This is a genomic window from Paenibacillus sp. 2KB_22 (assembly GCF_052115745.1).
Lineage (GTDB): Bacteria > Bacillota > Bacilli > Paenibacillales > Paenibacillaceae > Paenibacillus.
The window spans coordinates 907,036-919,316 of record NZ_JBFRHG010000002.1; the positions used below are offsets into that span (position 1 = coordinate 907,036).

The window sequence follows — 12,281 nt, forward strand, 5'->3', positions numbered from 1 at the left end:
GTATTAACCTTTGACACCACCTGCAGTTACTCCTTCTATAATTTTCTCCTGGAGTATAGCGTAGATCACAAGTACAGGTACAACACTGTATACAATACCTGCCGACATCTGAGCATAGTTCATCTGATATTGATCCCGAAACTGGACCATGCCCACGGGCAGCGTGCGCAATTTATCGGTGGATAAGAAATAGTTGGCGAGTAAAAATTCGTTCCAGTTGCCGAGGAAATTAACGATAAAAACGGTAACAATAGCCGGAACCGTAAGAGGTATCACTATTTTAGCAAAGATACCCGGGGCCCTCAAGCCGTCCATGACCGCCGCTTCCTCAATTTCGCCAGGCAGAGATCTCATAAAAGCCGCCAGTATAATAATGGTAAAGGGGATCGCATTCGCCACATAAGGCACGATCAATGCCAGATGTGAATCCAATATGCCCATTTTGCGTACAAGCAGATAGATCGGCAGCATGAGTGCATTGTTGGGAATAAGCATGCCCGCCAGAATCAGGCTGTACAGAAACAGACTCCATTTCCGGTGTCTCATCCGGGTTACGGCAAAAGCAAACATGGCACCGAGTGCAATTGTGCACGCCGAAGACAGAATTGAAATGTATAGGCTGTTCCAGAAATACGTGCCAATCTTTGCATTCACCCAGGCCTCCACATAATTGTTAAACTCCCATGTTGTCGGCAGACCGAATGGATTCAAGGCGATCTCATTGTTATCCTGCTTAAAGGACGAGAAAATCACAAATAAAAAGGGAAACAAAATCGCGATTAAATACAACATTAACAACACATGAGGTATACTGCTTTTTATGTTTTTCGCCATCAATATTCCACCTTCTCGCTCTTTCTCGCCACCAGCAGTTGATACACCGCGGTAAGCACAAGCGTCAGAGCAAAGATCAGTACCGCAATGGTATTGCCATAACCATATTTGAAATTGGTAATCGCATATTTGATCATGTATGTCGCCAGAACCTCGGTGGACCCAGCGGGCCCACCTTTGGTCATGACAATCACGATGTCAGCTGCTTTCATAGCACCTGCAATGGACAACATGATAACGACGGAAATGATCGGGCGAATCAGCGGCAATGTTATGCGCATTGCACGTTGTACCGCCGTTGCGCCATCAATTGCAGCTGCTTCATCCAAATCACGGGGAATCGCCAGTATGGCCGCCAGCACCATGACAATGTAAAATCCCGTCCACTGCCAAGCATTAGTTACCAAAATGGACAACATGGCGAATCGGTTATCTGATAACCAGTAGATTGGATCGATGCCCAGCACATGAAGTATTTTGTTTAATAATCCGATATTCGGCTCATAGATGAACCCCCATAAGATACCGATCACGGCTGTCGACATAATGGATGGTAAAAAAACAGCTGTTTTATACAGACCTTTCAGCCTTTTCACATTGGCAATCAGAAGCGAAAACAGGACGATTAGAGGTACCTGAATAAGAACCGAAAATCCGATGAAAAAGCCGTTATTCCGTGTGGAAATCCAAAATCGTTCATCAGTCAGTGCCTTCACATAGTTGGATAAACCCACAAAACGTGGCTCAGCGGATACCCCATTCCAACTCGTCAGGCTGTAATATAAGGAGCTGCCAATAGGATATAGAAAGAACATTACAAATAGAATTAGGGCCGGCATTACAAACAGCGTATAGATTAACGGGCTGCGGAGTGAAGTATTCATGGTCAGCCTCCTTAAGTCACTTCAACGATCGCAGTTTCAACTGGATTGATTTATTCCACTGAAGCGTTTGCTTCCTCCTGTACCTTTTGCAGCTCTTCTGTCATTTTCTCTGGCGTGGTCTGCCCACCGATCAACTTCTGAATCTGCAGATTACTGATCTCTGTCGTCACATCAGCCTGAACGAGTGCATCAAATGCCGGGAACGACGTCTTCGACGCATTAAGCACGGCCACAATTTCTTTCATCAGATCATCGGTAATGCTATCGGTTAACACTTTCTCATCGAGCTTCATTGCAGGCAACACACCATCTTCCACAAGGCCGCGAACCTGCATATCTTCATTGTAGAAATTTTTGATAAATGCTTTAACAGCTTCCAGCTTCTGAGGATCATCCGCCACGGCTGCCGAGAATCCATATCCATTGTTCACATCCCGCATCAAGGACGTCTGATCACCTGCTCCGTTCTCTACCGGAGGCATATTAAAGAATCCAACCTTGCCAATGAGCGATTCACCGCTCTGGCCTTCCTTGAATACAGATGATTTCCATGTTCCGTCATACATTAATACCGCTTCTCCGCTGGTAAATTGCGTGGTGTATTCGGCATACTCGAAGCCCAGCTCACCTTTTTTGAAATAACCCTTATCAACCCATTCCTTATGTTTGGCAAAACCTTGGACAACACCCGGGTCGGTCCACTTCGCTTCACCTGTTGCAAACTTTGCGGTAATCTCCGGCCCGGCATACCGGGACCACAGGTGGTTGGTTAACATAAGCGGAACCCAGCCTGCCTTGGATGCAGAAGCAAGCGGTACTTTGCCATCAGCCTTAATCTCGGCTAACATATTGTCCAGTTCAGCCATGGTGGTTGGGGCTTTCCATCCTTTTTGTTCAAAGTACTCTTTATTATAGAAAAAGCCTTCGCCAGATCCGCCAATTGGCAATCCATATACTTTGTCTTCATACGTAAACGGCTCAAGGGATGTAAATTGGTCCTGAATGCCCAGCTCTTGCAGGATTGGAGTCAGATCAAGCAGCATCCCTTCCTTGGCATAAACTTTGGAATCCGGGCTGCCGAACAGTTCAAAAATATCCGGCGGGTTACCTGCCGCCATCTCCCCCCGAAGCTTCTCCTTACGATTCACATCGGATTCGACACCATCCAGCGTAAAGGTCAGATTGGGTATCTCACCCTCCACTTTGTCCACAACATCCTGCAGAATGGCCAATCTTTTTTGTTTGTCGGCACCCACCTGCGTGTGGCGAAGAAGCATCTCAACTGGTTCCTTACTTGTCTCCTCCACAGGTGTATTGCCTGCGCCCTGCTGTGGCTCGTTACTTGAGCCTGCACATCCCGCCAAAGTCCATGAAGTGATAAGCAATAATGAAAGCAGCAATGTCATTCTTTTTTTCATCGGGTTGACCCTCCTCAAGATATTGAGCATTTGGCTTTACACTCTGATTATAAAAAGCCGGAGCTTACATCGTAAGGATGACAATTCATCAATGGAGGGATAAAATCCTTCACTGGACAAAAAACAGCCCCTGCGAAGTGTATTCGCAAGGGCTGCTTGGTTGGTATATACGTAGTACTTAAGAATATTTACACTTGCCACTTCGATGACAGAACAACCTTCTGATCGCTGTTATCCCCCGATTTTTTTGATCCACTTTTACAAAGGTGAAAATCTGGGGATAGCATATGCTTCCGATGTAGCTTTCTTTTAGAAAGCTTTTAGGCGAACGCTCCGCTTCTTCAGCTTATTTCTGTCCTCTTCGTTCTCGTGTAAATGGTTAGTTCAAATTATATACATCCTGCATATAAAGGTAGATTATTTACCGGAACAAGCCACGCCAGCCGTTTCCTGGCGACCTTGTTCGATTAGGCGATACGCCCGCTCCACTTCTTCTTCACTTGGTGAAGGAACGCCATCCAGTGGATATATTTTGCCGAGTGCTTCCCATTTGTAGATCCCCATCTGATGGTATGGAAGAATTTCGAACTTCTCGACGCCATTTAATGTTCCAATAAACCGTCCGAGGTTAAGAAGATCCTCTTCCTCGTTATGAATACCAGGCACATACACGTGGCGTATCCACATTTTCCGACCTTGCTCCGATAACCACTTGGCCGTTTTCAACGTTCTCTCGTTGGATTTACCTGTCAGCTTGATATGTTTCTCGTCATCAATATGTTTGAGATCCAGCAGAACCAGGTCTGTGTGATCCAACAGATCGTGAATCCGTTCCGGTTCGTTAAATCCGTTGCTGTCCAGTGTCGTATGCAATCCCCAGCGACGTTTCACTTCTTTGAAGATTTCGCCTACAAAGTGAGCCTGCAACGTTGGTTCTCCGCCAGATATCGTGAGTCCGCCTCCGGAGCTGCGGTAATAGGATAGATATGGCTCAATTTCAGCCAATACCTCCTCCAGCGTCATTTCTTTTCCACCATCCAGCGCCCATGTATCAGGGTTATGGCAGTACTGACACTTGAGTAGACATCCTTGCATAAAAAGCACGAAGCGGATGCCTGGGCCGTCAACCGTCCCGAAAGTTTCGAGTGAATGAATATGTCCGTTAACCATGTTGCCTCTTCCTTTCTGTATCCGCATCCGCTGTGCGTTTAATATGATTTGGAATGCCCTGCTCTAGCGGTCTTCTACTTACATATCACTTACATCGAACCATGGAACGTACGGTTGATGACATCCAGCTGTTGTTCACGAGTCAATTTAATGAAGTTAACCGCATATCCGGATACCCGTACAGTCAGTTGCGGATAGTTTTCCGGGTGATCCATCGCATCAATCAGTTGCTGACGATCAAATACGTTAACGTTCAGGTGATGAGCGTTTTGACCGAAGTAACCATCCATCATCGCAGTCAGATTGGATTTACGTGTAGTCTCCTCTTTACCCAATGCTTTTGGCACGATGGAGAAGGTATTGGAAATTCCGTCAAGACTGTGTTCATAAGGCAATTTGGCTACAGAGCCAAGGGATGCCAGGGCACCTTTTTTGTCACGACCATGCATTGGGTTCGCACCTGGAGCAAATGGTTCACCTGCTTTACGACCGTCCGGTGTAGTCCCTGTTTTCTTACCGTAAACCACGTTGGATGTGATCGTAAGAACGGATTGTGTTGGTATTGCGTTACGGTATGCTTTGTGTTTGCGAATCATGCCCATGAAGCTCTCAACCAGTTCAACAGCAATGCTGTCCACGCTATCTTCATTGTTACCGTAACAAGGGAAGTCTCCTTCGATTTCGAAATCAACCGCGATGCCTTGTTCGTTACGGATTGGTTTTACTTTGGCATATTTGATTGCACTCAGTGAATCTGCTGTAACCGAGAGACCCGCGATACCACAAGCCATCGTACGTACAATGTCACGGTCATGTAATGCCATTTCGATACGCTCATAGCTGTATTTATCGTGCATGTAGTGAATGACGTTGAGGGTGTTCATATACAACTTCGCGAGCCACTCCATCATTGGTTTGAAACGTTTCATGACCTCATTGTAATCCAGTACTTCGCTTGTAATGGCAGGATACTCCGGTCCGACCTGTGCTCCGGATTTCTCGTCACGACCACCGTTGATCGCATAGAGGAGAGCTTTTGCCAAGTTGGCACGAGCACCGAAGAATTGCATTTGTTTCCCGATCTTCATAGCCGATACACAGCAAGCAATACCGTAATCGTCACCGTAGATCGGACGCATCAGGTCATCATTTTCATACTGGATTGAACTTGTTTCAATCGATACTTTACTGCAATAATCTTTGAACGCTTCCGGAAGTTTCGTGGACCATAGTACAGTCAGGTTCGGCTCTGGTGCAGGTCCCAGGTTGTGCAGCGTATGCAGGAAACGGAAGCTGTTTTTGGTTACGCGTGTTTCACCATTTACAGACATACCACCGATGGACTCCGTTACCCACGTTGGATCTCCACTGAACAGTTCGTTGTAATCCGGTGTACGCAGGAATTTGACAATCCGCAGTTTCATTACGAAATGGTCAACGAGTTCCTGAGCCTGTTCTTCGGACAGAATGCCTTCTTGCAGGTCACGTTCAATGTAGATATCCAGGAAAGAAGATACACGTCCCAGGGACATCGCAGCACCGTTCTGCTCTTTGATGGCAGCGAGATAACCGAAGTACAACCATTGGAATGCTTCTTTCGCTGTAGTCGCTGGCAAGGAAATATCGAACCCGTGCATTTCGCCCAATTGCTTCAATTCTTGCAATGCACGAATCTGCTCAGACAATTCTTCCCGCAGACGAATGACATCTTCATCAATGACATCAACTTCAAGTGCGTTCAATTCGCCTTTTTTGTTACGGATCAGGAAGTCTACCCCGTACAAAGCTACACGACGATAGTCACCGATGATCCGGCCACGGCCGTAAGCATCTGGCAGACCTGTAATAATTCCTGCTTTACGCGCTGCACGCATATCGGAAGTATAAGCATCGAATACACCCTGGTTATGTGTTTTGCGAATGTTCGTAAATATATCAATGACGCCTTGAGGCAATTCGAAGCCATATGCTTCACATGCATCAATCATCATCCGGATTCCGCCTGTTGGTTGAATGGAACGTTTGAACGGAGCATCGGTCTGAACGCCGACGATCTGCTCTTTGGATTGATCCAGATAACCTGGTTGGTGAGAAACAATAGTCGCTGGTGTGTTCACATCAACGTCAAGGACACCGCCGTTATCCCGTTCTTTTTTGGTCAGATCAGATACGATCTCCCACAATTCTTTGGTATTCTGGGTTGCATCTGCGAGAAATGCTTCATCACCGTAATACGGAGACAAGTTGTGTGCCAGAAAATCATTCACATCTACGGATTTGGTCCATGTTCCTTTGGTAAAGTTTCTCCAGCCTGTTTGTTGTTTGACATCTTTTTCAATCACCGACATCGTAATCCCTCCACTAATTTGGATTTCTGGACACATAACATCTTGCTTCATTCGTATCATTGTGTGCCCAGAGCCGCGATTAATGTGAATTGTTTCACATAAACCGGAACATGTTCTCTCTACTTGGGAACCGGAACCGCGGAATGAATGTTTTTCTTACATTTTCAGTATACGACTTGGGGCTTTCATCATCTGTGATTTTTGTCACAAAGTCAGTGAACTAACTCACTCCACCTGCGCTGTGTCCTATTGAACCCTCTTTAGATTCACACTTAGCCACTGCGCGGGCAGAACAACTTCCGATCGCTGTTATCCCCGGATTTTTTCAATGTTATATTTCAAAGGGGAAAATCCGGGGATAAAGGCGAACGCTCCGCTTCTTCAGTTTTTTCTGCCCTCTCCGTTATTGTGTGAACATCTGGATCAAACAACCTCATCACGGATTCCGTGTAACCTCTTTAGGACCATTGCTCCCTTAAACTCGGAGCAAACAAGGACTTTGATCATTTCCTGAAAAACAGGTGCTTCGCTCTTCTGTTTTTCTGCCCTCTCCGTTATTGTGTGAACATCTGGCTCAAACAGCCACGTCACGGATTCCATGCCACCTCTTTAGAACCCTTTGCTCCTCTATGCTCGGAGCAAACAAGGACTTAGGACCATTTCCTGAAAAACAGATACTCGCTCTTCTGTTTTTCTGCCCTCTCGTTATTGTGCGAACATCTGACTCAAACAGCCACGTCACGGATTCCATGCCATCTCTTTAGAGCCCTTTGCTCCTCTATGCTCGGAGCAAACTAAATCTTAGAATAAAACCTGAAAAACAGGTGCTTCACTCTTCTGTTTTTCTGCCCTCTCATTATGTGTGAAAGACGGCAATCGGGGCTCCCCTCTCGGGGAACCCTGATCTTCTTGCCGTAAGTCACGCTTCGTTCTAGATTTGTTATTCAAACTTTCCGTAGAAAGCGTTGCGGTATACATCAGCCAGTTCAGTTACCAACGGCAACTTCGGATTGGCGGTTGTACATTGGTCTTCGAAGGCACGGTCAGCCAGATAATCTACATGTGCTTCAAAGTCTTTGGCATCAAATCCGATTTCCTGGAACGATTCTTCAATGCCCAATGTTTTGTTCAGTTTGCGAATGGCATTGATAAGACTGGTTACGCCTTCTTCTGTTGTGCGAGCAGGCAATCCCAAGATGCGGGCAATTTCGGCATACCGCTCATCCGCTATAAAGTGCGAATATTTCGGGAACGATGCAAATTTGGTCGGTTTTTTCGCGTTGTAACGAATAACGTGCGGCATCAGGATCGCATTGGTGCGTCCGTGTGCGGTGTGGTACTGACCGCCCCATTTATGCGCCAAGCTGTGGTTAATGCCCAGGAATGCGTTGGCAAACGCCATACCGGCAATCGTGGAAGCATTATGCATTTTCTCACGTGCCAGTTTATCTCCTTGCAGTGCAGATTGCTCCAGGTATTGGAATACCAGTTGGATTGCTTTGATCGCAAGTCCATCCGTGTAATCATTTGCCATAACAGATACATAAGCTTCAATCGCATGAGTCAGTACGTCCATACCTGTATCTGCAACGGCTGTTCTAGGCAGGGAGTATACGAACTCCGGATCGACAATCGCTACGTCTGGTGTCAGCTCATAATCTGCCAATGGATATTTGGTGTTACCTTGATTTTTATCCGTAATAACCGCGAACGATGTTACTTCAGAACCTGTACCTGATGTGGTTGGGATCGCTACAAATTTCGCTTTTACGCCGAGACGTGGATATTTGTAGATCCGTTTGCGGATATCCATGAATTTTTGTTTCAGATCGTTGAAGTCCGTGTCCGGATATTCATAGAACAACCACATGGCTTTGGCAGCATCCATCGGTGATCCACCGCCGAGTGCGATAATGCAGTCTGGTTGGAAGCGGCGCATCATTTCGGTTCCGCGATCTACTGTTGTTGTGGATGGATCTGGCTCAACATCGGAGAATACTTCGATCGCTACTGGCATTTGGCGTTGACGCAGATAGTGTTCTACCTTTTCAACATATCCAAGTTTCACCATCATGGCATCCGTAATAATCGCCACACGTGTGATATCAGGCATTTTGGCAAGATACTGTGTTGCCCCTTTTTCGAAGTAGACTTTGTTCGGCACTTTGAACCATTGCATATTCACGGTACGGCGAGCCACCCTTTTCACATTGATTAAGTTCACAGCGGTTACGTTAGAAGAAGTCGAGTTACGTCCGTATGATCCGCATCCCAGTGTCAATGATGGCATATTTGTGTTGTAGATATCCCCGATGGCACCGTGTGTGGATGGTGAGTTCACAATAATCCGTCCAGTTTGTAGACGATCTGCGAATTTGCCAATCACTTCTTCATTTGTGGAATGGATAACCGAGGAGTGACCCATGCCGCCAAAAGCAACCACTTCTGCTGCACGTTCAATTCCCTCTGCTGCCGTTTTAACTTTGTAACAAGCGAGTACCGGACTTAATTTCTCAGCCGACAATGGGAATTTTGTACCTACCCCTTCAATCTCGGCCACGAGAATTTTGGTGCCTGCTGGAACTTCAATACCACACAACTTCGCAATGCTCACCGCAGATTGACCAACAATCGCCGGGTTCACCGCACATTTCTCGGCATTAATCGCACCTGCTGTCAATTTTGCTGCTTCATCTTTGTTAACAAAGTAACAGCCATTTGCAATCATTTTTTTCTTCACTTGATCAAAGATCGGTTCTTCAATGATGACCGCTTGCTCGGAAGCACAGATCATGCCGTTGTCGAAAGACTTGGACAGGATCAAATCCGTTACTGCCTGATTGATATCCGCGCTTTTCTCGATGAAACAAGGTACGTTACCTGGTCCTACGCCCAGTGCAGGTTTACCACAGCTGTACGCTGCACGTACCATGCCTGATCCGCCTGTTGCCAGAATGAGAGCCACATCATTGTGATTCATCAGTTCGTTTGTACGATCCATGGAAGGATCATCAATCCATTGAATACAATCTGCTGGTGCACCATGTTTCACAGCCGCTTCCAGCAGGATTTTGGCAGCTTCCCGGCTACAATTCTGTGCAGATGGGTGGAAACCAAAGATGATCGGGTTACGCGTCTTGATGGAGATCAGTGCTTTAAACATCGTCGTTGATGTTGGATTGGTAACTGGTGTAATCCCCATGATGATGCCGACCGGCTCAGCAATTTTCTGGAAGCTCTCATATTCGTTATCTTCAATCACACCTACGGTTTTGTCATACTTGATGCTGTGGTACACATATTCTGTTGCAAATATATTTTTGGTGATTTTATCCTCATATACTCCGCGGCCTGTTTCTTCTACGGCCATCTTGGCGAGCATCATGTGTTTATCCAGACCCGCAAGCGCCATCGCTTGCACAATCCGGTCAATCTGCTTCTGATCCATCTTCATGAATGCGGCGTGTGCTTTATTCGCTTTGTCGATTAACGTTTGAATATACTGACCTGCTGTCGGTTCTTTTGCTGGGGCGACTTCGTTCTTTACAGCCATCTCCCTCATCCTCCTAAAGGTTCGTATTGGTTTGTCTCTCTTCTTTACATTCACATCGTAACATGACCATAAACTTAATTATGTGATTTTTTTCACAAAGTATAACGAATTTAATTTAAGTTTTGTAGTGTCCTTCATCCAACCATTTTCACTTCCTATTAAAAATATAGGGCTGTAAAATTCATGCTCTCCATTAAAAGTGAATTTTATCACAATGTTTGAAATTTCGTCATTTTTGCCCCCTTTCCTTCCCCCTCAAACGGTAAGATTAGGTATATACTGAACTTAAAAATTGAACCACCGCAATTTGTACCGTCCTTCCTCCCGGCCGAGATGACCCTGATCAGGACGGCAACGGTTTGCGGCAAACCTCGGAGGCTACTGCAAGCTACAGGAGTCCATCCGACGGACACAAAGGGGAGATAGACTTATGATAGAACTAACGACTGTACTGGAAAAACGCGGCAATACCAACTGTTTCTCGGAAGCGAATTTCAACCATCTGCTGGTTACCATGAAAGATAGAACCTATCCGGAAGGTACACATCTGTACTGGGAAGGAGACGTCTCTGACAAACTTTATTATATGAAACGGGGCCGTGCCCAGATCACCAAATCCACGGATGAAGGCAAGGAATTGATCATGTACATGTATCAGTCCGGTGATATGATTGGGCAGGCTGATCCGTTTTTCGGATCGAAACACAGCTTCTCGGCGGAAGTGCTGGAGGATAGTGAGATTGGTGTACTGGAGCATAAAGACCTGGAGATGCTGATCTGCCAACACTGTGACTTTGCGATCGACTTTATGAAATGGATGGGCATCCACCATCGGTTGACACAAACCAAGTTCCGGGATCTCATGTTATATGGCAAACCGGGTGCACTCTGCTCCACCCTCATTCGTTTGTCGAATTCATATGGTGAGCCTCATGGTGAGCATGTCATTATTCACAAAAAAATTACCCACACGGACCTATCCAATATGATTGGAGCCACCCGTGAAAGTGTAAACCGCATGTTAAGCGATCTGCGCAAGAAAGATGCGATTGAATATGATAATGGCATGATTGTCATCAAAGATCTGAAGATGCTGCAAGGGATCTGTCACTGTGAACTTTGCCCGAACGAGATCTGTCGTATCTAATATTTGACTATGTTATCGGATGTTGCTTATATATTTTAATGAAAAAAAGCCCAGTTCTCTGAATAGAGATTGGGCTTCTTGGTATGCTTAGGATGCATTGGTCAATTCAAGCTTCACCGCATCACGTGGATTCAATTTCATGTCCAAACCATTTTCCATTAGTTCTTTGTCATTCACCATAATGACCCACCGCTCATTCATGCGGGGTGTGACATTCTCGACCGAAACGACAAATTTGTTATTCTCCGACATTCTTACAATCCCGCTGGACTTCAACACATCGCGAACTGTACACTCTTGAACGTAGACTCCGGCATATTGACGATTGAGGGTTGGCATAATGTTTCCACCGCTCACCTTGAGTAACGTTGTCTGATATGCAACGCCATCCCCCCCACTGTCAGCGGCTTTCACGTAAATGATCACTTCATCTTTGGCATGAAGCTCCATGTCCCAATCTTCCTGCTCAATATCCTTGCCATTCAATTTGACAGCCCAGCTAAGCGAAGAATCCAGAGAAACTTCACCAACGGATTGAATCCGTTTGCCATCTGCCGTAAAATCAACCAGTCCGCTATTGAGTAATGCTTTTTTGAGTGTCAATCCCTCGCTAAAATCTCGCTTTATGGACTTTGTTGCATCAGGCAAAAACGTACTGCCATCTACAGCCACTGTAATCGTATTCGCTGTTTCTGTCTCTTTGACAATTGGCTGCTCAGAAGGCTGTGTCTCACTACAACCAGCCAAGATCGCCAGTAGGAGCAAACATACACCTATGTAACCGGGGATTTTCTTCATCATGTAGGTAACACCACCCTGCGTAAAATCATTCACCCTGTTGTCCATAACCTCTATTATGGCACAACCTTCAGCAAAAAAAAGTGTCAAAGCCGTTACTTTTATAGGGTGCCCCCTCCAGATAAGGCT

At 45.9% G+C, this 12,281-nt stretch carries 8 protein-coding genes; 1 reads left to right on the plus strand and 7 read right to left on the minus strand.

Going from position 1 to position 12,281, the window contains the following annotated elements:
- Nucleotides 1–3: 3 nt before the first annotated feature.
- From AB4111_RS15045 to adhE, 6 genes are all read right to left on the minus strand, one after another.
- Entirely contained in the window at nucleotides 4–834 is an 831-nt protein-coding gene (locus AB4111_RS15045; protein ID WP_442032211.1) for a carbohydrate ABC transporter permease, read from the minus strand.
- On the minus strand, nucleotides 834–1,718 hold the full coding sequence (locus AB4111_RS15050) for a carbohydrate ABC transporter permease (RefSeq protein WP_442032212.1): 885 nt from the start codon (nucleotides 1,716–1,718) through the stop codon (nucleotides 834–836). The genes AB4111_RS15045 and AB4111_RS15050 overlap by 1 nt, the downstream gene beginning before the upstream one ends.
- A gap of 50 nt (nucleotides 1,719–1,768) precedes the next feature.
- On the minus strand, nucleotides 1,769–3,136 hold the full coding sequence (locus AB4111_RS15055) for an ABC transporter substrate-binding protein (RefSeq protein WP_442032213.1): 1,368 nt from the start codon (nucleotides 3,134–3,136) through the stop codon (nucleotides 1,769–1,771).
- 417 nt (nucleotides 3,137–3,553) lie between these two features.
- Complete coding sequence (pflA, locus tag AB4111_RS15060; protein ID WP_442032214.1) at nucleotides 3,554–4,306, minus strand: pyruvate formate-lyase-activating protein; 753 nt, start codon at nucleotides 4,304–4,306, stop codon at nucleotides 3,554–3,556.
- 89 nt (nucleotides 4,307–4,395) lie between these two features.
- A complete protein-coding gene (gene pflB / locus AB4111_RS15065) occupies nucleotides 4,396–6,654 on the minus strand; it encodes a formate C-acetyltransferase (RefSeq protein ID WP_442032215.1) in 2,259 nt (752 codons plus the stop codon).
- 940 nt (nucleotides 6,655–7,594) lie between these two features.
- Nucleotides 7,595–10,207, minus strand: coding sequence for a bifunctional acetaldehyde-CoA/alcohol dehydrogenase (adhE, locus tag AB4111_RS15070; protein WP_091018175.1), 2,613 nt, complete (start codon nucleotides 10,205–10,207; stop codon nucleotides 7,595–7,597).
- Nucleotides 10,208–10,637: 430 nt separating this feature from the next.
- Here adhE and AB4111_RS15075 point away from each other — a divergent pair, with 430 nt between their 5' ends.
- Nucleotides 10,638–11,354, plus strand: a complete 717-nt coding sequence (locus tag AB4111_RS15075; protein WP_253438872.1) for a Crp/Fnr family transcriptional regulator — start codon at nucleotides 10,638–10,640, stop codon at nucleotides 11,352–11,354.
- A gap of 87 nt (nucleotides 11,355–11,441) precedes the next feature.
- On the opposite strand, the gene AB4111_RS15080 is transcribed toward AB4111_RS15075, so the two are convergent.
- A complete protein-coding gene (locus AB4111_RS15080) occupies nucleotides 11,442–12,155 on the minus strand; it encodes a hypothetical protein (protein WP_017687552.1) in 714 nt (237 codons plus the stop codon).
- Nucleotides 12,156–12,281: the final 126 nt, after the last annotated feature.